Annotated in this window: 17 protein-coding genes and 1 tRNA gene; 13 read left to right on the plus strand and 5 right to left on the minus strand. The window is 62.9% G+C overall.

Translation table 11 applies throughout. The features are described 5' to 3' along the window. Positions 1-74 precede the first annotated feature (74 nt). The 5 genes from NUW13_07260 to mutL form a co-directional block, all read right to left on the minus strand. On the minus strand, positions 75-1,232 hold the full coding sequence (locus NUW13_07260) for an S-layer homology domain-containing protein (protein MCR4438827.1): 1,158 nt from the start codon (positions 1,230-1,232) through the stop codon (positions 75-77). 51 nt (positions 1,233-1,283) lie between these two features. After that, positions 1,284-2,198 (minus strand): LPP20 family lipoprotein, encoded by a 915-nt coding sequence (locus tag NUW13_07265; protein ID MCR4438828.1) that lies wholly within the window; start codon positions 2,196-2,198, stop codon positions 1,284-1,286. Between the two features lie 168 nt (positions 2,199-2,366). Continuing rightward, positions 2,367-2,439, minus strand: a tRNA-Gly gene (locus NUW13_07270). Between the two features lie 57 nt (positions 2,440-2,496). Further along, a complete protein-coding gene (miaA, locus tag NUW13_07275) occupies positions 2,497-3,462 on the minus strand; it encodes a tRNA (adenosine(37)-N6)-dimethylallyltransferase MiaA (protein MCR4438829.1) in 966 nt (321 codons plus the stop codon). Between the two features lie 18 nt (positions 3,463-3,480). Further along, positions 3,481-5,214 carry a DNA mismatch repair endonuclease MutL gene (gene mutL / locus NUW13_07280; GenBank protein ID MCR4438830.1) on the minus strand — a complete coding sequence of 578 codons (1,734 nt, stop codon included), beginning with the start codon at positions 5,212-5,214 and terminating at the stop codon, positions 3,481-3,483. A 394-nt stretch (positions 5,215-5,608) separates the two neighbouring features. Here mutL and NUW13_07285 point away from each other — a divergent pair, with 394 nt between their 5' ends. The 13 genes from NUW13_07285 (at position 5,609) to NUW13_07345 (ending at position 25,342) form a co-directional block, all read left to right on the plus strand. Next, a complete protein-coding gene (locus tag NUW13_07285) occupies positions 5,609-8,188 on the plus strand; it encodes a carbohydrate binding family 9 domain-containing protein (protein MCR4438831.1) in 2,580 nt (859 codons plus the stop codon). 67 nt (positions 8,189-8,255) lie between these two features. Next, positions 8,256-10,340: an ATP-binding protein gene (locus tag NUW13_07290; GenBank protein ID MCR4438832.1), complete on the plus strand. Its 2,085-nt coding sequence runs from the start codon at positions 8,256-8,258 to the stop codon at positions 10,338-10,340. Positions 10,341-10,356: 16 nt separating this feature from the next. Further along, complete coding sequence (locus NUW13_07295; GenBank protein MCR4438833.1) at positions 10,357-11,736, plus strand: sigma-54 dependent transcriptional regulator; 1,380 nt, start codon at positions 10,357-10,359, stop codon at positions 11,734-11,736. 328 nt (positions 11,737-12,064) lie between these two features. After that, positions 12,065-12,250 (plus strand): hypothetical protein, encoded by a 186-nt coding sequence (locus tag NUW13_07300; GenBank protein MCR4438834.1) that lies wholly within the window; start codon positions 12,065-12,067, stop codon positions 12,248-12,250. Between the two features lie 218 nt (positions 12,251-12,468). Next, on the plus strand, positions 12,469-13,446 hold the full coding sequence (locus NUW13_07305; GenBank protein ID MCR4438835.1) for a pilus assembly protein TadG-related protein: 978 nt from the start codon (positions 12,469-12,471) through the stop codon (positions 13,444-13,446). Positions 13,447-13,771: 325 nt separating this feature from the next. Beyond that, positions 13,772-14,800: a pilus assembly protein TadG-related protein gene (locus tag NUW13_07310; GenBank protein ID MCR4438836.1), complete on the plus strand. Its 1,029-nt coding sequence runs from the start codon at positions 13,772-13,774 to the stop codon at positions 14,798-14,800. 232 nt (positions 14,801-15,032) lie between these two features. Further along, positions 15,033-16,082, plus strand: coding sequence for an N-acetylmuramoyl-L-alanine amidase (locus NUW13_07315; protein MCR4438837.1), 1,050 nt, complete (start codon positions 15,033-15,035; stop codon positions 16,080-16,082). A gap of 43 nt (positions 16,083-16,125) precedes the next feature. Continuing rightward, the gene (locus NUW13_07320; protein MCR4438838.1) at positions 16,126-17,109 is read left to right on the plus strand and encodes a TGS domain-containing protein; all 984 of its coding nucleotides are present in this window, start codon (positions 16,126-16,128) and stop codon (positions 17,107-17,109) included. Between the two features lie 133 nt (positions 17,110-17,242). Continuing rightward, positions 17,243-18,334: a radical SAM protein gene (locus NUW13_07325; protein ID MCR4438839.1), complete on the plus strand. Its 1,092-nt coding sequence runs from the start codon at positions 17,243-17,245 to the stop codon at positions 18,332-18,334. Positions 18,335-18,342: 8 nt separating this feature from the next. Further along, positions 18,343-20,592: a tetratricopeptide repeat protein gene (locus NUW13_07330; protein ID MCR4438840.1), complete on the plus strand. Its 2,250-nt coding sequence runs from the start codon at positions 18,343-18,345 to the stop codon at positions 20,590-20,592. A gap of 105 nt (positions 20,593-20,697) precedes the next feature. Beyond that, entirely contained in the window at positions 20,698-21,351 is a 654-nt protein-coding gene (locus tag NUW13_07335) for a DUF4254 domain-containing protein (protein ID MCR4438841.1), read from the plus strand. Then, complete coding sequence (locus NUW13_07340; protein MCR4438842.1) at positions 21,348-22,733, plus strand: nucleotide excision repair endonuclease; 1,386 nt, start codon at positions 21,348-21,350, stop codon at positions 22,731-22,733. The genes NUW13_07335 and NUW13_07340 overlap by 4 nt, the downstream gene beginning before the upstream one ends. A 50-nt stretch (positions 22,734-22,783) precedes the next feature. Beyond that, the gene (locus NUW13_07345) at positions 22,784-25,342 is read left to right on the plus strand and encodes a M14 family metallopeptidase (protein MCR4438843.1); all 2,559 of its coding nucleotides are present in this window, start codon (positions 22,784-22,786) and stop codon (positions 25,340-25,342) included. Positions 25,343-25,350 lie beyond the last annotated feature (8 nt).

The raw sequence follows: 25,350 nt of genomic DNA on the forward strand, positions 1-25,350 counted from the left end.
CCTCTCCGTCTGCATGCGCGCATGAGTAGGACGGACAAGAAGGGGATCCCAGAGTTAGGGATCCCCTTCGTCAGTTAGAACGTCATGCGCATTGCGTTCTGGAAGTCACGTATGGCCAGAAGGGCATCAGCCCCGGACATGTGGTCGTTGAGCCGGAACTCGCCGGTCATCTTGTCGGCCGCCATGATGCCGCGGCTGACCATGAGCATGATGGAGTTGAACGCCCAGTGGCTTGGGTTGACATCCGGGAAGGGCGACGACTCGCCGATAAACTTGGTGGCCAGCGTCTGGTCGCCTGTGGCCAGGATCATGATGTCCTGCATGATTTTGGCGTAGTTGGCTCTGGTGATCTTCTCGTCCGGGCGGAAGGTATGGTCGGGGAAGACATCCATGCCCTGGGCCGCCACGATGTCTTTGATCCAGTTCTTAGCCCAATGCCCCTCGATGTCCGTCACATCGGGAAGCTTCGCTTCGGGCTGTGCCATCTTGGTGACGTCTTCGGGCGGGCGGAAGCCAGTGTCGTACGTCTTGGCGCGCTTCTTCTCCAGCAGCTCCATGAGCTTGAGCTCTTCCATCAGCAGCACCCCCAGGTCCGCCCGGCTGATCTCAGGGATGAGGGCGATCTTGGCGCCGACTTTGGTGCCAGGAGCGGCGCGTTGAATCTTTTGCACCAAGGCCCACTCCTTGTCGGCAGCTGCCGCATAGTTGCCCTTCATCTCGATCACCTTGGCGAAAGCAGCGGCCGCCTGACCAAAGTCATAGCCTTCCTTGTAGGTGATGCCCATGAAGTACAGCGGCTTGTCGCTGCTTGGGTACTGCTCGGCTGCCTTCTTGAACTCCTTGACCGCCTCCTCCATCCAGTCATCACCTTTGCGACGCATGGTGATGATGCGTCCCTTGATGATGCGCGCCTCAAGGGAGTTCTTGTTCTTGGCGAGGGCTTGGTCAACCAGCTCCATCGCCTTCTGGAAGTCCTGCTTGCTGGCATGCACCAGGGCCAGGCCGGCGTAAGCCTCGGCGTACTTCGGGTCCAGTGACTTGGCGCGCTCGAACTCCTGCACCGCCAGGTCGAGATTGCCACGGTCCAGCTCCCGCATGCCCTGGTTGAAGTGGTTGTCCGGCGTGTCCAGCACCGACTTGGGCTTGATTGCCTTCGGGCCGCATCCAACCAGCCAGAGGACAAGCACGCTTGCCAGCAGCGTTGCGACGAACTTTAGACTTCTGTTCTGCATAGTGCTCTCCTTGCAGCAAAGGCCCAACGCTCCGTCGACGTGCCGTGGCGATCAGTCGACGACGAACATGACCCGACACTTGTCCAGGAAGCTCTGGGTGCTGGAGGCCGCATGGATGGCCGCCGCATCGGCGTTGGAGATGACCACATCCGCCTTGTTGGCACCCGTGGCCTTAATGGCCTTGACGATGAGAGGATTGTTCGTCACCCGCTCGTTCGTGCGTGCACGGTTGACGTCCTTGTCGTAGCCCACCATGCCGATCTGCACGGCCCAGTCCCTGCTCACGAACTTGGAGCCGTACACTTCCTGGCCGTTCTCATCCAGGACTTTTGGCGCCATGGCAGGGCGGACACCCAGCCCCTTGGTGTCGATGATCAGACCAGTGTAAGTCCCTGCCGCAGCTGCTTGTGCCTGTACGCCGGGTGCTCCGGGCTGGATGAGCTGCACACCGGGAGGCACCGGCTTGCCCGCGGGCCACGGTTGGCCGCAGACCGGGCAGAGGGGTTGAGCCGCCCCGGGGTAGACACCGCCGCCCAAGTGCGCCGGCAACAAGACGTCTGCCAACGCGCCGGTCAGGGGCATCTCGACGGTGACCTCCACATCGCCGGTGGACATGTACTTGGTGTCCACGATGGTGAAGTTGCGCAGGACGCCCTGCACGCGGGTGTTGATGACGTCATTTTCCACCATGGCGTTGCGGACTGTCACTTCCGAGGTAAGCTGAACCCCTTGCACGGCTTCGAGGAGATTGCGGAAGGCGGCTCGCTTGGCTGCCTCGATAGCCCCTGCGCGCTGCGCTGCCAAGGGGTGGTCAGGATTCGGTGCCCCTATGCCGGTGGCCCGCACGACCTGTCGACTCCAATCGACGCTGCCCGCCGGCCCCACCGGCTGGGTGAGGTACTGTCCCCACGCGAGCGTCGCGCACGCTACCAGCACGCACACGAACATTGCACGGACCGCTCTCATAGTGCTCCTCCTTCACAGCTGGTTCCAAAAGCCTTGCCCGCCACCGGTGTGGCCACAGCTGGCGGCGGCCCCACCTCTGCCATTCTTCGCCAGTGCAAATTTCCCATTTTGGAGCAACCCCGGGCGTGACGACGGTCACAAGAGGTGCATTCCGCCCAAAAAAAATAGAGCGAATGACGGGATTCGAACCCGCGACAGCTGGCTTGGGAAGCCAGTGCTCTACCAGCTGAGCTACATTCGCCTCTCAAGGGGTATCCAGTTTTTTTCGATTATAAAGATATAGGATTTTTTGCAAATGTCAAGAGGAAAATTCGCCAATGTATCTCGCGATGATCTCCTCCACCTGGCGCTCCGCCTGGGCCAGCCCCTCGGCTTCGTTCACGTCCACCCACCCCACGCGGGCGTCGCGCCGGAACCAAGTCATTTGCCTCTTGGCGTAGTTGCGCGTGTGCTGCTTGATCTGCACAACCGCTTCCTCCAGTGACAATTCTCCCCTGATAAAGGCGAACATCTCTTTGTAGCCCACGGTGCGCAGGCTGACGAGGCGCTCGTCATAGCCCAAAGCCAGCAACTGGCGGACCTCCTGCTCCAACCCTTCGGCCATCATCTCGTCCACGCGTCGCTCTATGCGCGCGTACAGCTCCTGGCGCGGCCAGCGCAAGCCGAGGAAATGCCAACCAAAGGACGGCTCGGGCCGATGTCGCGCCTGGTGCAGGGAAATCGGCACCCCGGTGGATTCGTAGACCTCCAGGGCGCGGATGATGCGCTGGGCATCGTTGGGATGGAGGCAGGCAGCGCTGACGGGGTCGACATCTGCCAGGCGCTGCCAAAGTGCTTGCACGCCAAGGTCTTGCGCTTCCTGGCGCAGGCGCGCGCGCAGGGCGGGGTCCGCCACCTTCGGCCCGAACAGGCCGTCCACCAGCGCCTTGATGTAGAAGCCAGACCCACCCACGACAATGGGGAAGCGCCCTCTGGCCAATATCCCGGCGACGGCCGCCGCTGCGTCGCGCGCATATTCGCCGGCGCTGTAGTACTCATCAGGCTGGCGAATGTCAATGAGGTGGTGAGGGACGAGGGCGCGCTCTTCCAAAGTGGGCTTGGCTGTACCGATGTCCATGAACTTGTACACCTGCCGGGAATCGGCGGAGACGATCTCTGCGCCCAGGCGTGATGCCACATTGAGTGCCACCGCGCTCTTTCCGGCAGCGGTGGGGCCAACGATCACCGGGATGGTGACCCGCCCGCGCTCTACCCGAGCCCGCATGCCGCCTCCCCTTGCAGGTTACCTCTGGAAGCGCCGGGTGAGTTCATCCAGGGAGATGTTGATGATGGTGGGACGACCGTGCGGACAGTAGTAGGGGTTCTCGGTGGCGAAGAGTTGATCGATGAGCGCATTCATGGCCTCCACTGACAGCCGCTCCCCTGCACGCACCGCCGCGTGGCAGGCGTAGGAGCGAGCCACGCTCTCGCGCAGCTCTATCCCGGAGCGGCGGTTCTCGCGGTACTCGTCAATGACCTCTACCAAGAGGCGCGCCTCGTCGCCGCCTCGATACCCGGAGGGAACCCCTTCCACGACGACCGTCTGCTTGCCAAAGCTGCGAATGAGAAAGCCAAGCATTTCCAGAAAGGGGAGCATCTCCATCAACAGATCATAGTCCTCCGCTGACAGCTGCACCGTCTGGGGGAAGAGAAGCTGCTGCGACGAAGGCTTCGAGTCGCTCAGGTCGCGCATTGCCTGCTCGAAGAGGATGCGCTCATGGGCGGCGTGTTGGTCGATGATGACCAAACCGCTCTTGATCTCGGACAAGATGTAGGTGTCGTGGAACTGCCACACATTGGGCCGTTCCGACGCCAGGGGGATGCGCGGTACAGCAAGGCTCTCGGTCACGGGAGCAGCCCCGCTTGCTTGACTGCTTCGCCCCACCTCAGCAGGGACGAGAAACTCCATGGGCAGAGCTGCTTGCTGCCGTGGGGTCAATGGTTGGCGGAGGTGGCTGTCGATCCCTGGTCGTGGTGGGGCTTCAGCGCGCTGCGTCAGGGCGCGGCGCACTGCCCCGCGCAAGAGGTCATAGGCCAACTGCGCATCCGCCAACTTGACTTCCGTCTTGGTGGGATGCACATTGACGTCCACGCGGCTGGGGTCCAACTCCAGGAAGAGCACATAACTGGGGAACAGCCCCCCCGGGACGCTCTCGCCGTAGCCGGCCATCACCGCATGGTTGAGCGCGCGGTCGACTACATAGCGGCGGTTGAGAAAGAGGTACTGGTTTCCTCTCGACTTGCGGGCTTCTTCCGGCTTGCCCACCATGCCGTGGATGCGCAAGACCGAGCCCTGATCCTCCACGGGCAGCATCGTCGCAGCGGTGCGATCGCCGAGCACAGCCGCAATGCGCGCCTGCAGGCTGCTCGGTTGCAGAGCAAAAACCTCCACGTCACCATTGATCAGCGAAAAGCCGACTTCCGGAAAGGCGAGGGTGAAATGGGTCAGCACGGTGAGAATATGGCGGTACTCAGTCTCGTCGGAGCGAAGGAATTTGCGTCGCGCCGGAGTGTTGTAGAACAGGTTCTTCACCGCCACCGAGGTTCCCTTGCGGAAAGCCTCTTTGCCAATCTCGACGAGTGTCCCCCCCTCGACCCGCACCACGGTACTCTCGCCTGCGTCTTCCTCAGCCGAAGCCAGTTCCACGCGCGCCACCGAGGCGATGCTGGCAAGGGCCTCGCCGCGGAAGCCGAGGGTTGTGATGTTCTCCAGGTCAGCAGCAGTGGCAATTTTGCTGGTGGAATGGCGCTGAAAGGCCAACGGGGCATCCTGGGCGCTCATCCCGCAGCCATCGTCAATCACTTGCACCAGCAGCTTACCACCGCCTTTGATGACGATGTCGATCTGGCGCGCACCTGCGTCCAAGGCGTTTTCCACGAGCTCCTTCACCACCGACGCCGGGCGATCAACCACCTCGCCGGCGGCAATCTTGTTGGCCACATGCTCGGGCAGTACATGTATGCGGTTTTCGGGCATCTTGACTCGCTGGCTTGTCTGATTTTTGTGGCGTTGAAAATCTATCGAATTCGGCCACCATTTTCAAGGACAATTTCGGCAGCCGACGAGAGGGCCGACTGCGCTCTCGCGGTGGGGGGACGGAGTCTCCGGATGCGTGGCAGGAGCGATAAGCCGACGGTGGGGCTTGCCTGTTGCGCCTCGTCTTTGCGAAGCCGCAGCCCTGCTCGCTGGCGCGCCGACGGCGAGCAAGCGCCACGCGTGCCTGTCAAGGCGTGTGAGGCGGCGGGGCTGAGCACATTCTTGCCCGTGGCGATCGGAGCGGCACCAGCGTGCTGTTGATGTAACCTTTTCCGCATTCTCCTCGTCTAAGGCAGTGTAGCGCGCAGGAAAGCAGAACAGGAGGGAAACATACGTGCTTTGTCGGGCCCTGGCGATTGCGTTGCCCACATCCATTGCCACAGTGACTGGCATTGCTGCTCGTCCTGCCCTCCAGGAGGTGGCCGCGGTGCCGCCCCGCGTGTTACAAGCAGTGCGCCTGGAGGGCGGCAAGGTGCGCCTCGACGGGCGCCTGGATGACCCTGTCTGGCAGGTGGCGCCCCTCGGTAGCGACTTTGTGCAAATGGAACCGGACGAAGGTGCGCCTGCCACCGAGCCGACTACGGTGCAGGTCGCCTATGATGATGAACACCTCTACGTGGCGGTGCGCGCATTCGATTCGGAGCCGGACAAGATCCGTGGGCTGCTGACCCGTCGCGATGTCGCATCTCCCTCCGACTGGATCCTCGTCGCCATCGATAGCTACGGCGACCATCGCACCGCCTTCCAATTTGGCGTGAACCCCGCCGGCACGCGCAGCGACCTCTACCGCTCCGACGACGTCAACGAGGACCCGAGCTGGGATGCCGTTTGGGATGTGGCAGTGGCCCGCGACTCCTCCGGGTGGACGGCCGAGTTCTGCATCCCCTTCAGCCAGCTCCGCTTCCCGCAGGGACACCATCGCTGGGGGTTTCAGGTCGGGCGCATCATCAGCCGGAAAAAGGAAACGGACTTGTGGCGCCTCATTCCGCGCAACGCCAACAGCGTGGTGGCCCTGTTCGGTGAACTTGAGGGGATCGAGGACGTTCCTGCGCCGCGCCGCCTCCAGCTGCTGCCGTACAGCGTGGGCAGCCTTGAGCGCCGGCCAGTGGAGCAGGGCAATCCCTTCTCCAGCGCGAAGACCTGGGCGGGCAGCGTGGGAGGGGACCTCAAGTACGGCCTCTCTTCAAACCTCACGCTTGACCTCACCGTTAACCCCGACTTTGGCCAGGTGGAGGCCGATCCCTCGGAATTCAACCTGACGGCCTATGAGAGCTACTTCGAGGAAAAGCGCCCCTTCTTTCTCGAGGGCAACAACATCTTCAATTTCGGCGTGGGAGTAGGCGATGGCGACATGGGCAACGAGACGCTCTTCTACTCGCGGCGCATTGGAAGGACTCCCCAACACTATCCGGACGTGTCCGATGAGGGCTATGTGAGCCTGCCTCGCCTGACGACCATCCTCTTCGCCGGCAAGGTGACCGGCAAGAGCCGCCACGGCTGGTCCATCGGCGTCCTTGAGGCGCTCACGGACCGCGAGGTCGCAGAGGTGGATGAGCAGGGGAGGCGGTACACCGAGACGGTGGAGCCGCGTGCCAACTACCTGGCCCTCCGCACGCAGAAGGATTTCCGGCAGGGCAGAAGCACGCTCGGCGCCATGTTCACCAGTGTCGTACGCGACATGGACAGCCCCGCGGTGCAGAGCTTGAACCGGCAGTCCTTCGCCGGTGGGGTCGACTTTAGCCATCGCTGGAACCAGGACCGCTTCTTCCTGGAGCTGAAGGTGGCTGCCAGCCACATTCGCGGTCACCGGGAGGCCATCGCTGAGGCGCAGACGAGCTCGGCCCGCTACTTTCAACGGCCGGATGCGCGGCACGTCAAGTTCGATCCTTCGCGCACCACACTCTCGGGTGTGGCCGCCTCCTACGTCGTCGGGAAAATGGCCGGCGGCAACTGGTCGTATGGGGTGGGAGGCGTTGTGCGCAGCCCAGGCTTTGAGGTCAACGACCTGGGCTACCAGCGCGATGCTGACTTTGTCATCCACTTCGGTTTTCTGGGCTACAACTGGTACCGTCCGGGAAGGGTCCTGCGAGACTACGGGGCGAATGTGAACCTCTGGCACGTGACCAACTGCGGGGGTGAAAAGCTGGGCATCGGGGGCAGTGCCAACTTCCGCTTTCGTTTTCTCAACTACTGGGGCGGGTTCGTGGGCGTCAATGGCAACGGCCCTCGCCTGTCGACCTCGAGCCTGCGGGGTGGGCCGGCTATCTTGGTGCCAGCCAACTTCAACCTCTTTGCCCGCTTTTTCACCGACGAGCAAAAAGCGCTTTCCTTGAGCGTACAGGCAATGTGGTCCGCAGACAGGTTCGGGACGCACTGGTTGCGGCTGATGCCTTCACTGGCAGTGCGGCCGGATGGCCGTGTGCAGTGCTCGTTGGGCTTCGGCATTGTGCCGCAGGTGGATGACAGGCAGTATGTGGACGAAATCGCCCAGCCGAGCGGCAGCAACTACATCTTCGCACGGCTGGACCAGAAGACGATTTTCGCTACCCTCAGGCTCGGTTACACGTTCACCCCAACGCTCAGTGTGCAGTTCTACGGTATGCCGTTTCTCACTGCGGGAGCCTACTCGCGCTTCCGCACGGTCGTCTCGCCTCGGGCGGCAGTCTATGAAGAGCGCTACGCCCCTTATGACTACCCGGACAACCCGAATTTCAACTTCCGCCAGTTCCGGAGTAACCTGGTGCTCCGCTGGGAGTACCGCCCAGGTTCCACTCTGTTTCTGGTGTGGTCGCAAGGGAGAACCAGCGTAGATGACCGGGGGACCTTTTCTCTGACTGGCGACGGCCGTGCGCTCTTCGACACCCAGTCAGAGAACGTCTTCCTAGTGAAAGTCAACCGCTGGCTCAGCTTCTGAAGGAGTCCTCCGCTTCAGCTGGTCTTCGCCGATGTCCGCGAACGCCCCTTTGTGTGGGTAAATAGACATGCGTTTGCGGAAACGCCAGGCCACGTGTGGCCCGTGGTGGTGGGAGTGGCGGAAACAAGGAAGAGGCCTGCGCACGGTGAAGCTCCAGGCGAAGATTGTCCTGCTTCTGGCAGTGCTCATCTTCTTCTTCACCACGGTGGAGTATGGCATCCTGCGGTTGCGCATCGCGCAGTACCACCGCGCCGTGGATCGCGACTACGCAGAGGCCAATTTCCGCCGGTGTGCGGCCTTGCTGCAGCAAGAGGAGCGGCAATTGCGCGCGGCGGCCCGTGCGCTCGCCGGACAGGGCGTCGCCAGGGTCAAGGCGCTCACTTTTTCTTGCCGCAGCATGCAGTCCGCGATGGGGTCGCTCGTCCCGCCGTTTGACTTTGCCGCCTTAGCTGACCGCGGGAGCCTGGAGTGGTTGATGTTCGCCGATTCGGCCACCGCCGCGCGGTGTGGGCAGAGTGTGCAGGTTGCTCTTGCTCCCCTGCTTCCGCTCTCCGCCGCCGACACCTCCGGCCTCCTCAATACCACGTCCGGTCCGGTGGCCTTGGCAATTGCTCCCTGTTGGCGAGAAGGCCAGCGGCTTGTAGTCGGTCGCTTCCTGCCGCAGCGCATCGCGCGCGCAGCCACGCCATGGGAGTTAGAGGCTACCTTCGGCAGCGTCGAAGACACAGGCGGTCCTCAAGAGGTAGTGATCGACTACGGCCGCCCGGCGCAGCTTGTGGCACGCGGCGTACTGCTTGACATCGCCGGCAGACCCACCATCCGCTTAGAGGTCGCTATCCCGAAGGTCTTCTTGGCGCGCGGCGAGCAGACGCTCCTTCTTGCTCTGCTGGCCAACACGGCCATCGGCCTGGCCGTAGCCTTCATCGTCATGGCCTTGTTCCAAAAGCTTGTCATCAAGCGCATTAACTCCCTGGTCGACCAGGTGGCGGCGATTCGTGCCACGGGGGACTTTGGGCTGCGCGTGCAAGTGGCCGGCACGGACGAAGTCGGCACCTTAGCGACGGCTTTCAACGAGGCACTGGCGCGGCTCCACCAAATGGCGCAGCGCATCGAAGAGTCCGAGCAGCGCTATGCCACGCTGGTCGAACAGTCCCGGGACGGCGTGGCCATTGTCGTGGACGGCAAGGTGCGATTTGCCAATCGCCGGCTGATGGACATGGCAGGGTGTACAGACCTCGAACAGTTGGCTGCGGGCGGCTTGAGCTCCTTGCCTGAGGAGGTACGTCAGCAGCTGAGCGCTTCCTCGCCTGGAGCACCGCCATCGTCGGGGACCGCGCCCGTTCGCCTCCTGGCTTCCAGCGGAGAGGAGATGGAGTTGGAGGTGGACCTGGTGCGCGGAACCTATGAGGGCCAACAGGCCACCTTCCTCTACCTGCGCGATGTTAGCGAGGAGAAGCGCATGGAGCGCCATCTGCAGCGGGTGGATAAGCTCACCTCGCTGGGCCAGCTTTCCTCTGGGATCGCCCACGAGATCCGCACGCCCCTTGGCAGCATCCAGCTCAACCTCGACCACCTCCTGCAATGCACGCAACTCACCAAAGAGCAGCGGCATGTGCTGGAGAGCAGTATGGAGGCCGTCAACCGCATCTCCAGCATTGTGCAACGCACCCTGGATTTTGCCCGGCCGGCCGAGCCGAGCCTCGAAAAGCTCCAGATCCGGCAGGTGGTTGACAATGTGCTGAAAATGATGGCTACCAACCTGAGCAAGGCTAAAGTCGCGGTGGTGCAAGAGTGGGCAGATGACCTTCCCCTGGTTCAAGCTGACTGGCAGAAGCTCAATCAGGCGTTTGTCAACATTGTGCTCAATGCCGTACAGGCTATGCCACGTGGCGGGCGTCTGCGCATTTGGGGCAAGCGACGCGCCGCCGGAGAGACGCCCATGGTGGAGGTCGGGTTTGAGGATACGGGCGTGGGGATTGCACCGGAGGACCTCCGCCGCGTCTTTGACCCCTTCTTCACCACCAAGTACGAAGGGGTCGGCTTGGGCCTCTCGGTGGTGCACCGCATCGTTGAATCGCATCGGGCCACCATTGGTATCACGAGCAAGCTTGGGGAAGGGACCACAGTCTGCATCCTTTTCCCGGCTGCCTGAGAGCAGAGAGGAGAAGATGGCTGAGAATGCCAGCAAGGTAAGGATTCGCGCGTTGACCGTCGAGGACGACCCCTTGATGCGCGAGTCTATCATCACCGCCCTGCAGGGCAAGTGCAGCGTCAGTGGGGTGGAAAGCGGCGAGAAAGCACTCAAGTACTTGGAGCGTGAGCGCTGGGACATCGTGCTCATCGATATCGGCCTGCCCGGCATGGACGGGTTCGCCCTCCTGGAGAAGATTCGCGCCGCGCACGAGGACGTCGTCTGCATCATGATCACGGGCTATGGACAACCGGAGAATGTGGTGCGCGCCATGCGACTCGGCGCCTACGACTACCTCACCAAGCCCATCAGCCGTGAAAACCTCTTTCACACGGTGGAGAAGGCTGCCGAGCGTGTTGCCCTCAAGCAGGAGATCGAGCAACTGCGCCGCGTGGAAGTGGAGCGTAATCGCCTGGACCAGATCGTCTGCCAGAGCCCGGCAATGAAAGAGATCATGGTGATGGTGGATAAGCTCATTAAGGTGCCTGGGGCGACCGTGCTCATCACCGGCGAGACCGGCACCGGCAAGGACCTCATCGCGCGCGCCATCCACTACTTGGGCCAGCGCTTCCAGCACCCCTTTGTGGTGGTAAACTGTGCGGCCATCCCGGAGAACCTCTGGGAGAGCGAGCTCTTCGGGTACGAACGCGGTACCTTCACGGGCGGGTTGGACAAGGGCAAGCCCGGCAAGTTTGAGTTAGCGCATCGGGGTACGCTCTTCCTGGACGAAGTCGCCGAGACCCCGCTCAGTCAGCAGGCCAAGCTGTTGCATGTGATCGAGAACCAGGAGTTCTACCGCGTCGGCGGGACGGAGAAGATCCAGGTCGACGTACAGATTATCGCCGCCACCAACCGCGACCTGCAGGCCGCGGTGCGCGAAGGCAAATTCAGGCAAGACCTGTACTACCGCCTCAACGTGGCGCAGATCGCCATACCCCCTCTGCGCGAGCACAAAGAGGATATTCGCCCCCTTGCCAAGCTCTACCTGAAGGAGTTCAACCGCAAGTTCAACAAGTCCTTCGTACGAATTCCTGACGGAACGCGCCGCTTGTTGGAAGAGTACCACTGGCCCGGCAACGTGCGCGAGCTGCGCAACGTCATCGAGCGCGCCGTGTTGACTCACGACGGTGAAGAGCTGCGGCCCGAGTTCTTGGACTTTGTGCGGCGCGAAGAAGGTGGTGCACCCAGCGCAGGTTTCTCTCTGCCACCGGATGGCATCGATTTGGAAGAGGTGGAGAAGAATCTGCTGAAGCAGGCGCTGGAGCGCGCTGGGGGCAACAAGGCGCAGGCAGCCCGCCTGTTGGGCATTACGAAACCCACTCTGGTTTACCGCCTGGAAAAGTACGGGATCGCTTAACGCGACCTCCCGAGCGCAGCATTTCATGCGCCAGCGCAGCAAATGCTGCGCTCCCCGAGGTGCTTGCCGCCTTGCCTCAAGCCTTAACTCCCACGAAATCAATGGGCCCACATTTGTGGCACGTCAGTTGCGAAATGGCGGACGGACGAGCAGGCCAGCCGCGCAGTGCGGGGTGGTGAAGAGGTGAAGGCGTGGTGAGCATCGTTCTGTGACAACCGCAACCCTGTGTGCACTGATCGACGCGTCGCCGACGCAAAGGAGACGAACTACGTGAGCGCAACCTTGCGGCACGAGGTGACCGGTGGGCGGTCGAGGATGTGGAAGGTGGATGGTCCCCGCGCCCAGGCCGATTGCGCAGAGGACTGGCAGCACTGGCATCGGGATGATGGGCGGTGAGGTGGAGGGCGATGCGGCGGAGGCGGTGACGGGTGGTGAAGGGGTGGCGTTCCAGGCGGCGATGAACACGGGGATTGCGGTTGTCACGGCGGCGTGGTCGGAGGTTTGGAAGTGGTGATGGTGCGCGGCCGGCCCTGGCACTGTGAACACGGGCGTGACGCCTGCAGTGGAAGTGCGGTAGGGCAATCCAGGGTGAAAGCAGGCCACACGCAAAGGGTGCGCTTCAATCCCACGATAAGAGGCCGGACCGAAACACGGTTCGGCCTCTCCTGCGCGGAGGGCAATACAGTGGAGACTCCCGGCCTGGACTCTCGGTGCTGGTTCAGACAATCTTCTGTGCCATGCAAGGTGCATGGGCGCGGCAACAGAAAAGCGCTTGGGCGCAACGAGCGGGGCGGCACGCTGGCCGTTTCTGCCGTTGCCCTTTTCATCTGTCTGCTGGTCTGCGGCTTGGCGATTGACATCGGTGCGATCTTAGTGGCGCGGTCCCAGCTGCAGGCAGCAGCAGATGCCGCTGCGTTAGCCGGAGCAAGGGGGCTGATAAACGGGCAGGAGGCAGCAATAGCTTCTGCTATCCAAGTCTTTGGGCGCAACAAGGTGCAGAATCGCGCGCTCTCTTTGGCGGCAGAAGAGGTTTCGTTTCCCGGCGCCGGACAGGTGGAGGTCAGGGTTACCAGGCCGGTCGAAATCTACTTTCTGCAGCTGGTGCGTGCCAACAGCGTGGATGTGTCGGCGCGTGCGGTGGCCGCCTATGGCAGCGCGCGGTCAGTGGTCGGGCTCAAGCCGTGGGCAGTGCCGGACCTGCACTGGCTCCCAGGGGACGCTGTGGTGCTGAAGGCAGGTCCGCAGGGCGAGGTGCCAAGTTGGCGCTATCCGGTGTGCTTCCCCCCGCTGAACAGGGGCAATCCAGTCACCGGGGCGGCAGCCTACCAGGACGCGATCGTCAATGGTTCCTCAATGGCCATTGAGATTGGCGACGAGCTGCTGTTGGAGACCGGCGACATGGTAGGCCCCACGCGTCAGGCGGTCGACCAGATCCTGGCGCTGGACCCAGACGCCTGGCTCAGTCCCAGCGGCATTCAGGGTTCCCGTTACCCGGGCGACAGCAGTCCGCGCATCTGCAAAATCGCCCTCCTGGACCCGAACTCTTTGCCTGGGCCGGGGCGAAGTTCCGTGACCGTCGTCCGCTTTGGGGTATTCTTCATCGAAGGCATGCAGGGACAGTCGCTCATCGGGCGCTACATGCGGGCGGCGACGATTGGCGAAATGGGCGGCGGCGGCTCTGACCTCTTTTGCGTGAAGCTGATTTCTTGAGAGTAACCTGACTTCCACGCAGAGAAGGAACTCCTCGTGAGCCGAGCAACCCTTGAGCGGATGAGGGCCGCCCAGTGCACGAGCAGAGGGAGCGCAGGATTTGCTGCGCTACCGCATGAAATGCTGCGCTTACTGGACCTTGGCCGGCCAGCCGAGGTGGTGCTAACTCTTTAAAAGTCATGGCCCGCGCAGGGGTGTCAAATTCTGGCACAGCAGTTGCGAAGAGATGGGACGAGGAAGTCGACAGGCCGCGCGGTGTGTGTGGTGGTGATGGGTTGGGTGCGGAGCGCGGCGGATGGTAGCGGTGAGCACCCGGAGGGCAAGAGTGCAGCAGAGCGTTCAACACGTTCGCAGAGCCTATGGCGACGCTCGAGCAGCGCTGGGAAGCGGCGGTTGGGTGAGGGGCCTGCTCGGCGATCAGCGAGGGAGCGCTCTTGCCTTAGCGACTGCAATGATGTTTGTGTTTCTTTGCTGCGCGGGGATGGCAATCGACCTGGGGTCGATCCTCTCCTCGCGCACCCAATTGCAGTCGGCGGTGGATGCGGCGGCGTTGGCTGGGGCGCGCGGGCTCATCCGCAACAACCAGACCGCCATCTCCTACGCGGTAGCAACCTTCGGGGCGAACAAGCTGCAGAACCGGTCACTGCAGCTCAACCCCAGTGAGGTCTCTTTCCCGGCGACGAATCAGGTCTCTGTCTCCGTCACGCGGCCTGTCAACCTCTTTTTTCTCCAGCTCATCGACTTGCGACGGGTGAACATCTCCGCGCAGGCCACCGCCACCTGCGGCACGGTGCGTTCCACCTATGGCCTCAAACCATGGGCAGTGCCTGACCAACAGTGGCAGGTGGGAGACCGTGTGGTGCTGAAGACTGGCGCCCATGGACATGGTGGCCCCACCGGGAGCTGGCACTACCCGGTATGCTTCCCGCCGGTGAATCGTGGGTCGCCGGTGCGCGGCGCCGACGCCTATCGGGACAACATCATCAACGGCGCATCGTGCAAGGTAGAGATCGGCGACCGCCTGATGGTGGAGCCGGGGAACAAGCAGGGCCCCACGCGCCAAGGGGTCAACAGCGTGCTGTCCCTTGACCCCAACGCCTACTGGGCTGGCGACCATGTGGAGGGGTCGAGTTACCCGGGCGACAGCAGCCCGCGCATCTGCAAGATCGCCCTCATCGATCCAAACGACGACCCCGGCAACGGACGCGGCGAGGTGACAGTCATCCGCTTCGGGGTGTTCTTCCTGGAGGGTATGGACGGACAGGACGTTGTAGGCTACTACATGCGCGCCGCGACGCGCGGTGAAATGGGCGGTGGCGGCTCCGACCTGTTTGCCATCAAGCTCAGCCAGTGAGTAATGATGGCCGCACAGGCAGGCAAGGATAGCGATGGACTGACATAGAAACTCCCTCTCTACTGCTTCACACTCTCATTCCACATTCGCTGCAGGGCCGCTCTTCAGAGATGGAAAGCGGCCTTTGCATTTCCCAGGACGGCTCCCTCGCGCCTTCTGCGCGAGCCGTTGGCACCGCCATTTTCTGCTTGCGAATGCCGTGGATATTGCTATATTTGTAGGTGCGCGATGAATGGCACGCGACGGCGAGAGGAGCACACTGCAGAAAGGGCTGGGGCGCGTGAAGAGAGCACGTCCGTTCACGATGGCACAGGGGATGGGGGCACTGTCCCTTCGTCTCCTCTGCCTTGTCGCCTTGCTCGGCGGCATGGTCGGCTGCGCGGCTGTTGCTATGTTGCCGCCGCCGCTGGTGCCGGTGAAAGAGGTTACCTACCAGGAGGGGACAGTCGCCGTTGAGCTTGCCGGTGGAGGGTGGTTCACGGTGCGCCAGCACCAGTGGGGGAACCGGGTGATCCTGGACCTGGCCCCGTGCGTGGTGAGCAAACCCGGCAGGGTCGGCGTGGATGATGACCAGGTAGCGGAGTACCACTGGGCCCAAAACGATCCCCAGACGGTCCGTTTGGTCGTCACAGTTCAGGCAGAGACCAGGGTCAGGGTGCGGCGCTTGCGCAACTACGTGGTGGTTGCGGTGGCGGCCAGGCCGAGAGCGCGGCCACGAGAACCAGAGCGCCCGATCATGGTCTTGATTGACCCTGGGCACGGCGGCACAGATGCGGGCGGCGTGGGCAGATTCGGTACCCTCGAGAAGGATGTCACGCTGGACATCTCGCGCCGTCTGGCGGCTCGCCTGTTGGCCGACCGCCGGTTTGACGTGCGCATGACCAGGATCGACGACAGCGGTCCCTCGTTGGTTGCGCGGCGGGACATGTCGCGCGCGCTGCAGCCGAACCTGATGATCTCCGTGCACCTGAACGCCTCCCGCGACCGGCAGAAGAGCAAGACCGAAGTCTACTTCTATTCGGAAAGAAGCCGGGAGTTGGCGCGGCACGTGGGGCTTGCCTTGATGAACGCCCTGCAGACCGATGAGCTCGTGTACGGCGGGAGGTTGTTCTATGTGCTGCGCTTTAATGGTGCTGCATACTCGATTCTTGTGGAGCCCCTCTACTTGTCCAATGCGGCGCACGAACGTTTTTTGGCCAGCGGCGCCGGGCGCGAGCGGGTGGCGCGCGTTCTCTATGAGGCGATAGCCAGCTACTTCCGCGACAAGCCGGGGAGGAGATAGGCCCGGCAACTGGCGATGACGCAGTTCGGAGGGAAATTCGGCAGTGCCAGCGAATTTGACCCCCGAATATCTGGAGGCGGAGCGCGAGTACAAGCAAGCGCGCACGCCGCAGGAACGGTTGGATGCTCTGCGCAAGATGTTGGCCACGGTGCCCAAGCACAAGGGCACCGAGAAACTGCAGGCGGACATCAAGCGCCGCATCGCCAAACTCAACGAGGAGATTCAAAAGTCCGGCAAGCGCAAGGGGTTTGCCCTTGCCGTGGCCAAAGAGGGTGCAGGGCAGGTCGCGCTCATCGGGGCGCCGAACGTGGGCAAGTCGCAACTTGTGGCGGCGCTGACCCACGCCACTCCCGAGGTGGCCCCCTATCCTTTCACTACCCGCGCGCCCTATCCTGCCATGATGCCTTTTGAGAACGTGCAAGTGCAACTGGTCGACTTGCCGCCCTTTAGCAGTCAACACATGGAACCCTGGGTGGCAGGCATCGTCCGCACGGCAGACGCTGCCCTCATCGTGATCGACTTGGCCTGTGACGACCCTCTGGGGCAGTTCGAGGAAACTTTGCGCCTCCTGCAACAGTGCAAGATCAAGCCGGTGGCTGGCCAGGCGCAGTTTGACCCATGGGCCAGCGTCATCGAGAAGCAGTGTCTGGTAGTGGGAAACAAGATGGACTGCCCCAACGCCGCAGAAACATTTGCCTTTCTCCAAGAGCTCTACGGCTGCGATTACCAGATGCTTCCGGTTTCTGCGCAGAGGGGCGACGGACTGGAGGAGCTGCGCCGCGCCGTCTTTGGCATGCTCAACGTGCTGCGCGTCTATTCCAAGCCGCCGGGGAAGGAGCCAGACTTTTCGCGGCCGTTTGTGCTCAGGCGGAACGCTACGGTGCTGGAGTTTGCCAATATGGTGCATCACGATTTTGGCGAGAAGCTTCGTTTTGCGCGGGTGTGGGGCAACGGCAAGTTCGATGGCCAGCGCGTGATGAAGGACTATGAGCTGCAGGACGGCGATGTCATCGAGCTGCACATCTGAGTTGGCCGTGCCACGGGTGTGGCAAGGGCCGGGGAAGGCCGAGTGCTTGGATCCGCGCGGCTCTGCAAGCCCTCTCCGTGCAAGAGTTGGCGAAACCCCGCGCGCCAGGGTTACGGGCAAGTGGCGCCTTCCCGTGCAGAGTGGCTTTCCGGTGGCCTTGAGCAGACATGGCGCGAGCGACGCGGCCCGCCCCATGGTAGAGGGCGGCAGCAGTCTTCCCGAGATGACCCTGCGTCACGAGGGCATGAGGGAGCTTGTCCGGGAATTGGCTGCTCGCGGATTCTTCGAGGGATGGCGGGCGGCCCCACGCGTTGTGCCATCGGCCGAGGCTTCCGGAGGCACCGCTTTTCTGCAGATTAATGTCGGGTGCCCGCACAACGGCTGCATCTTCTGCCCCTTTTTTAAGGATGTGGCCTTCTCAGAAAAGCCGCTCCCGCGCATTGAAAAGGAGGTGCGGCTCTTGGCAGCCGAGTGCAGCCGGCGAGACCTGCCGGTGCGCCGCCTGATGCTCCTGGATGCCGATGCCTTGTGCACCGCTCAGGCGAAGCTGGAGCAGGTGCTGCGTCTGGTGCGTGCTCAGTTCCCTGGTCGCAGAGTGTCAAGTGCGCAGGTGACCGCGTACGACGAGCTTTTTGAATGCATCTACTTCAGGAGAGTGGAATCGCGCGTGGAGCCTGTGGAGGTAAGTGCCTTCTGCCGCACGGAGAGCGTGCTTGCCAAGGATGTGGATGGGTTGCGGTGTCTGCGCGAGTTGGGCCTCGGCCTCCTCTGGTGGGGCGTGGAGAGTGGCTCGGGTCGCTTGCTGCGCCTGATGGGCAAGGGTCGAGTGCCAGGAGCGGAGCGGGAGCGCATCCTTGCCGCAGGGGAGATGCTCCGAGAGGCCGGCATCCATTTTGTGGCCATCATTCTCGTGGGGTTAGGAGGCGAACGCTTCTACGATGAGCATCTGCAGGAGACGCTCTCGCTGCTTCGCCAGCTCGATCCCCCGGGTGTCTCCTTCTCTGACCTGGTCGTGGTGCCGGGCACCGGTTACGCCGAGCTGGTGGAGGCGGGCCTCTTGGACGTGTTGCCCCCACAGAGAATGGCCGAGCAGCGGAGGGCATTCGAACAGAGCGACCTTGCAGTGGTGCAGTACGACTATGAGCTGGGCGCGGACCATGGGAACAAAGGCGTGGCTATTTCCGCCGCGAGGCCCTTACATGTGACTGAAAAGGTCGTGCTATGAGGTCGAGCTTGCGCAGGTACCTGTTTCTGGCCCTGAGCCTGTGGATGCTGGGCAGGGCACTTGGCGCCCAGCCCGCCCAACTCTTGGCGCGTGCTGATTCTCTACGCGTGAGGGGGGACCTGCAGGCAGCTCGCCAGCTCTATCAAAAGGTCCTGAAGGCGGACAGGTCCTCCTTAGGGGCGCGTGCCGGCCTGGGCAGGATCGCCGTGGCCAATGAGGATTGGGGCGAGGCCAACGACCAGTTCGGCGCGATCTTGGAACGCAAGCCAGACGATTTGGAAGCCCATTACTACCGGGGCATCTGCTACCGCGAGAGCGGCAAGTACAAAGCGCTGTTGCTGCGCAAGTTGGACTGGAACAAGGCTGAGAAGCATTTCAACGAGGTGCTGGCACGCGACTCCTCCTTCCAGGACGTGCTCTACCAGTACGCGGTGCTCTGTCGTTACCGCGAGCGCTACACGCAGGCCATCCAGGCGGCGCACGCGCAGCTGCGGCTACGGCCCGAGCTCGAGAGACCGCAAGTCGGTATCTTCCGCCTCTATCGCCATTTCATCACTCACACGAGGCTCGACAGCGCCCTGGCTTGGCTGGCGGAACAGCCGTGGGAGCATGCGCGCCACTCGCAGGCAGAAGCATGGCGCCGCGCCGGCAACTTGGCCGCGGCCGATTCTCTCCTGCGGGCTCTTCTGGAGCAACCCCTGACTATGCCTCGCCAGCCCGTCTATCTTTCCCTTGCGCGCGTCGCATACGAGCGGGGCAACGCGGCGGAAGGTGAGAAGCTTTTCTGGCGGGCCGTTGACCAGATCAGCTCGCGCGTGGAGGCGGATCTCGTTTTTGAGGACGTGAAGTACGTGCTGAACGACCAGGAGTTGGAGTTCTATCGCTCCCTCGGATCTGCCGATTCGCTCATCGCCTTCTTCCGTGCCATTTGGACGCAGCGCGACCCGACGCCGGCAGCGGAGACAAACTGCCGCCTCGCCGAGCACTATCGCCGTCTGCTCTATGCCGAGAAGAACTATGAGTACGATGGCTTCAGGACGCGCTTCAACAACCCGGACAAACTCAACCGCCTGCAGTTTTCCAAAGTGAGCAAGTTGAACGAGGAGTACAACGACAAGGGGCTCATCTTCATCAGGCACGGCGAGCCCGACGAGCGGGCAACCACGCTGGGTCAGGATGTGGAGGCCAATGAGTCGTGGCTCTACTACCAGACGCCCTTCAACCCGCGCATGACCTTCCACTTCATGCTGGAGAACTCTCCCACTGCCTGGCGCCTGGCGCCGTACATCGACGACCCGCGCATGCTGGAGGACCGCCTGACGTGGGGCGGAGAGTACGCACGACTCTTGCGCGCCGACCAGCTGGAACGCCTGAACTTAGTGGAGCAGATGGCGCAGGAGAGTCAAAAGGTGGTCGCGGTGGCGCTGGCCACCGACCGGCACACCTGGGACAAGGCGATCCAGCCACTGGAGGTGCCCTTCATATTGGCCACCTTCCGAGGGGAAAAGGGGCTCACTGCTCTGGAGCTCTGCTTTGCCGTGCCGCTGCGGCCGTTGGCCCAGCGCGCCAAGCAGGACACGCGGCTCGTGCACGTGGAGCATGGCGTGGCCCTGTTCGACCGCTCCCTCCGCCTAGTGGGCGAGGAGCGCCTCACCGCGGAAGTGGACCCGCACCGCAGTGGCGCGGCCTACATCGAGGCGCGGCGCTTCCTGCTGGCGGCAGGGACGTACAACGTCGGCTTCCACGTGCGCGTGCCCGAGCTGGATCTGCTGGGAGGCTTCAAGCTGCAACGTGCAGTGGAAGACTATGCGGCTCCCGGGTTGCATGTCAGCGACCTTGTCGTTGCAACACGCATCGCCCAGGCGACAAGGCCCTCCAATTTCGTGTGGAACGACCTGGAAATCGTCCCTAACCCCACTCAAACCTTCATGCGCCAGCAGCCGGTGTACGTCTATTTCGAGCTCTACGGCCTGCATCCGGACCAGGACGGGCGCACCGACTATGTGCTGGAGTATCGGCTTGAGGCCGTCAAGCGCGGGAAGAAGGGAGTCGGCACGGCATTTGGCCTGCTCGGCAGCGGACAGAAGCCATCGTTGACCATTCGCGCCGAGAGGAGTGGCACCTCCGAGTTTGCCTCGGAGTATGTGGCCATCGACGTCAGCAGTGTGGCCAGCGGCCAGTACACGTTGATGGTCAAAGTCAGCGACCGACACTCCGGGCAGGCCGCTGAACGAGCCGTCGGCCTGCGACTACTGTGAGTCAAGCGACTGCCCATGCGCTGCACGAAGGTGCGGACGGAGAATTGTTCCGCTTTCGGCAGGGCGAGTTGACGAGCTGGCATGAGCTGTCTTGAGAAAACGAACATGCGAAGGATTTCCGCCCTCATCGACGCGGAGGGTGTGCAGGAGTTGGTCCAGCTGCTGGACGCCTGGACCGGGCGCTGGCACCAGGAGTGCCCGAACATGCCCGCCAAGCCAGACGGGTTGCTCGAGCTGCTGCAGGCTCTGCATGTGTGCAATTTCTCCCTCTGGCATGAAGAAGACGAGGCGCGCCGTCCGGATGTGGCCGATGCGGTCATCGTCGCGCATAAGAGGGCCATTGACCACTGGAACCAGCGGAGGAATGACACCATCGAGCAGCTGGACGGCCACTTGCTTGCCGCGTTGCAACGACTGGGTGTTCGCCCCCATTCGGGTGCCACGCAAAACTCAGAAACGCCGGGCAGCATCCTGGACCGGTTGTCCATCGCCTCGCTGAAGATCTATCACATGGCCGAACAGGCGCGCCGCGAGGACGCGGGTCCGGGACACCGTGCCGCCTGCGAGGGGCGCCGTGCGGTCCTGCAGGAACAGCGGGATGACCTGATTGTCTCCTTAGAACGCCTGCTCAAGGAGATCCTGGCCGGAGAGAAGAGACTCAAGCTCTATCGGCAGTTCAAGATGTACAACGACCCTGCGCTGAATCCGGCGCTCTACGGTGCCGGAAAAGGGAGCACGAAGGACCCACAAAGCGAATGAGGGAGAAGCTGTACAGCTACCTGCGGGGGAGAGCTGGAGCTGTGCCCTCGGCCCAGTTGGTGAGGGACGTGCTGGGGATTGAAGGCGCCTCGCCGCAGATTGCAGAAAGGCTCATCGCTGCTGCCGTGGCAGGCGACACGCGCTTCGAGCACACCGCAGCCGGGTGGCAAGTGAAGGGGCGTGACCTGCACCAGGTGCTCTTCCTGGCGGCCGTCGGGTCGCGCGAGACAAGTCAACTGGCGTTCACGGTCCTACATGGTCTCAGTGTAGCCGGGGGAGGGGTCATTGCATTCGCCGGGGCGCAGCGCCTGCCCAAGGTGAGTTGGCAGGGCAGCATTCCTGCGTGCGGCGGTGGGAAGGGCAGCTTAGCTGACCTTCTTCGGGCAGTGCAGGCGGGCTGCGTCGTGGAGTTCAAAGGAACAACAGCGTTTCGTTGGTTGAACAGCTTGAGCGTGCGCGCCGGCTTCGGGGAGTTGGAGTGCGATGTCTTCTCCCTCCAGGGCCTCGCGCGTGGGGTATTGGAGCAGAAGGTGACTTCGGGAGAAAAACTTGCCGCCGTCCTCGGCTTGCCTTTGCGACTTGAAAACGGTCCTCTGTCCGTGAGCAGGCTCTTGGCGGAGGAGCTCACCGTGCTCCTGGAACATTGCTTGGAGAAAGGCATCTCCACCTTAGATGAGCTCGTGGAGCTTGCCGAGCCGCCTGTTCCGCCGGCGCATTGGTCCAGCCTCCGCTTTGGCCCTGAGTTTCTGCGGAGCCTGCCGCAGACGCCGGGTGTGTATCTCATGCTCTCCAAGCTTGGCGAGGTCCTCTACGTGGGCAAAGCGCGCAATGTGCGCCAGCGGGTGCGCAGCTACTTCCAGGCCTCGCGCGCTGAAGAGGCAAAGACTGCCTTGTTGCGCCACCACTTGCACGACATACCCATCGTGGAGGTGGGCTCTGAGCTTGAGGCCTTACTGTTAGAACATCGTCTGATTGCGGAGCACGATCCGCCAGTGAACCGGCAGTCGGAGGTGCATGCGCGGCCAGTTAGGGCGCGGGCGCGGGCCAACCGCATCCTGCTCCTTCCCTCCGTGGTGCCCGGGGCCGTGGAGCTGTTCTTCGCCACCCACGGCGGGGCGTTCGCGCAGTTGCGGGCACAATCCCCGCTGGCCGACGAGGAAGCGCGCGCCCTTTTGCACAGGCTCTACTTCTCTCCTGGCCAAAGGGCGCCAGGGGAATTGGAACAGCAGCTTGCCGAGATCCTTTTTAGCTGGTTGGAACGAAACCAGGACAGCGTGAGCTGGGTGGAAGTGGATGAGTCGCGCGATGCAGAGGACTGCCTGCGCCTCCTCAGGCTGCATGTGGACAACTTCATGCCGGGCACCAGGCAGATCTTCCGCTGAATCGGCCATGGCGCAAGGGAATTGTGCATGAGAATCGCGGGGAGTGCATCGTGAGGAAAGCGCTGCGCACCCGCGGAGGTATCCTCATTGCCGTCCTGTTGCTCTTGGGGGCAGCGGGAGATAGCAGGGCGCAGGTACCCAGCCCGGAGCAGTTTTTCGGCTTCCGCTTGGGCAGTGACCGCTGCCTTGTCGATTATGACCAGCTGGTGGCCTACTTTCGCTCCCTTGCTGAGGCATCGCCGCGTGTACGCCTGCATTTTGTGGGCCCCACGACCGAGGGCAATCCGTTTCTTGTAGTGGCGATCGGTTCCGAGGCTAACCTGCAGCGGCAAGGCTACCATCGTGAGGTGCAGGCCCAGCTTGCCGATGCGCGGCGCACGCCCCCGGTGCAAGCCTCGCGCCTTGTGCAAGAGGCCCGCGGCATCGTGAGCATCAACTGCAGCATCCATCCCACCGAGATCGGCGCCGCGCAGATGGCCCCAGAACTTGCTTATGAGCTGGCGACAGACGAATCCGCCGCCGCCCAGCTTGTGCGTGACGAAGTGATCCTGCTCTTGATTCCGGCGCACAACCCGGACGGCCTCAATATGGTCGTCCGCTGGTACCGCCAGCAGCTGGGGACGCCGTACGAGGGGAGCAGCCCGCCGTGGCTTTACCACCGCTACGCCGGGCACGACCTGAACCGCGACTGGTTCATGCTCACTCAGGCGGAAACCGGCCTCACCGTGGACAGTGTGTACAATGCCTGGCTGCCACACGTGGTGCTGGACATGCATCAGATGGGCAGTTTTGGTGCGCGTCTCTTCCTCCCGCCCTACGTCGACCCCATTGACCCTAATGTCGACCCCGTGCTGCAGGCAGCGATGACCATGCTCGGCACCGAGGTGGCTCTGGAACTTACCGCCCGAGGACTTGCCGGGGTAATCATGAATGCCAACTTTGATGCCTGGACACCGGCGCGTGCCTATCCAAACTACCATGGAGGCATTCGCTTCCTCTCCGAGGCCGCCGGTTGTCGGCTGGCGACACCGGTGACGATCCGCCCAGAAGAACTTGCCGCCCGTGGTCGCCAGGAGCTGCTCATGCGCCGGTGGAATATGCCCTTGCCGTGGACGGGCGGCAGGTGGACTTTGCGCCACATTGTGGACTATGACAAGGCGGTGGCCTGGGCGATCTTGCAGCAGGTGGCTCGCAATCGCGAGCAATGGGTGCGCAACGCCTACCTCGTCGCGCAGAACGCCCTCTGCCCCCGGGACGATGTCTCTGCCTTCCTGGTGCCGCCCCATCAGCACGACCGGGTGGCAGCCATCGAGATGCTGAAGATTCTGCGCCGTGGCTTGCTGAAGGTCTACCAGGCGGCCAAGCCCTTCCGTGTCGGGAGCCGCTCGTATGGGGCAGGCACGTATGTGATCCCGCTGGCGCAGCCATTTGGCAGTTATGCACGCACGTTGTTGGAGCCCGCGCGCTACGAAGCGCCTCGCGTACACCCAGAGGCGCCACCTGCAGAACCGTACGACGTCACCGCTCACCAGCTTCCCCTGCTCATGGGCGTGACGACCGAGAAGGTTGTTGGCCCCTTGCCGTCAGACCTGGTGCTGCAAGAAGCCGCGCTCCTTCCGCAGGGGGGCATTGCCGGGCGCCGAACCGGTGCGGCTTACCTCTTGTCGCCTGCTGACGATCGTGCCTTCGCCATCGTGAACTTTGTGCTGGCACGAGGGGGACGAGTGCAATGGGCTAAGCGGCACTTCGAGGCGGCCGGGCGCCGATGGCCCGCGGGCACCTTCGTGCTGGAACACATGTCTTTCTGGCGGTCGGTGGACAGCTTAGCAACTGTCCTGGGAGTGGAGCTGCTCCCAGTCGAAGCCATTCCTTCGGCAGAGGCTTGGCCTCTCCACCAGCCGCGTGTGGGGATCTACCAGAGCTATGTGCCGGTAGCCGACGAAGGATGGCTCAGATGGGTCTTGGAGCGCGATGGCTTCGCCTACAAGGTCCTGCACGATGCCGATGTGCGGGCCGGAGACCTTGCGCAGGCGTTCGACGTCATAGTGCTGCCGAGCATGGGGGAGCGGGTTCTCTTGGAGGGGGCCAGCAAAGAGCAATATCCGGCTGCGTACAGCGGCGGCCTCGGCCGTGCCGGTGTCGAGCAGCTTCGCGCGTTCGTCGAGCAAGGCGGAACGCTTGTCGCCTTTGGAGCTGCTTGCTCGCTGCCTTTGCGCCACTTCGCCCTGCCGCTGCGCAACGTGCTGGCCGGTGAGCAGGGGCGTGATTTTCGGTGCCCTGGCTCGCTCCTCCGCGTGCGCTGCGACACCCAGCATCCCCTTTGCTTTGGCATGCCTACCTCCGCGGCAATCTTCATGAGCGAGGCCATGGCCTTTTCCTGCGACACCGCTCAGGCGCCGATTTCTTTCGCCTCGGACAGCTTGCTGCTGAGCGGCTGGCTGCAGGGCGAGAGGCTGATCGCTGGGCGCGCTGCGCTGGCCGAATGCCAGCTCGGCAGAGGCAGGGCCATTCTCTTCGGCTTCAGGCCCCACTTCCGCGCTTGGACGGTGGCGACCTTCAGAGTCTTGTTCAACACGCTGTATTGGGCTGCAGTCGAAAAGCGCCGGTGACAGAGGCG

The sequence above is a fragment of the candidate division KSB1 bacterium genome (assembly GCA_024655945.1).
In the GTDB taxonomy this organism is placed as follows: Bacteria; Zhuqueibacterota; Zhuqueibacteria; order JANLFK01; family Oleimicrobiaceae; genus Oleimicrobium.

Coding starts and splice junctions, on each gene's coding strand:
- NUW13_07260 (MCR4438827.1), bottom strand. CDS start 1,232: ATGCAGAACAGAAGTCTAAAGTTCGTCGCAACGCTGCTGGCAAGCGTG.
- NUW13_07265 (MCR4438828.1), bottom strand. CDS start 2,198: ATGAGAGCGGTCCGTGCAATGTTCGTGTGCGTGCTGGTAGCGTGCGCG.
- miaA (MCR4438829.1), bottom strand. CDS start 3,462: ATGCGGGCTCGGGTAGAGCGCGGGCGGGTCACCATCCCGGTGATCGTT.
- mutL (MCR4438830.1), bottom strand. CDS start 5,214: ATGCCCGAAAACCGCATACATGTACTGCCCGAGCATGTGGCCAACAAG.
- NUW13_07290 (MCR4438832.1), top strand. CDS start 8,256: ATGCGTTTGCGGAAACGCCAGGCCACGTGTGGCCCGTGGTGGTGGGAG.
- NUW13_07295 (MCR4438833.1), top strand. CDS start 10,357: ATGGCTGAGAATGCCAGCAAGGTAAGGATTCGCGCGTTGACCGTCGAG.
- NUW13_07300 (MCR4438834.1), top strand. CDS start 12,065: ATGGTCCCCGCGCCCAGGCCGATTGCGCAGAGGACTGGCAGCACTGGC.
- NUW13_07315 (MCR4438837.1), top strand. CDS start 15,033: ATGGCACGCGACGGCGAGAGGAGCACACTGCAGAAAGGGCTGGGGCGC.
- NUW13_07335 (MCR4438841.1), top strand. CDS start 20,698: ATGCGAAGGATTTCCGCCCTCATCGACGCGGAGGGTGTGCAGGAGTTG.
- NUW13_07340 (MCR4438842.1), top strand. CDS start 21,348: ATGAGGGAGAAGCTGTACAGCTACCTGCGGGGGAGAGCTGGAGCTGTG.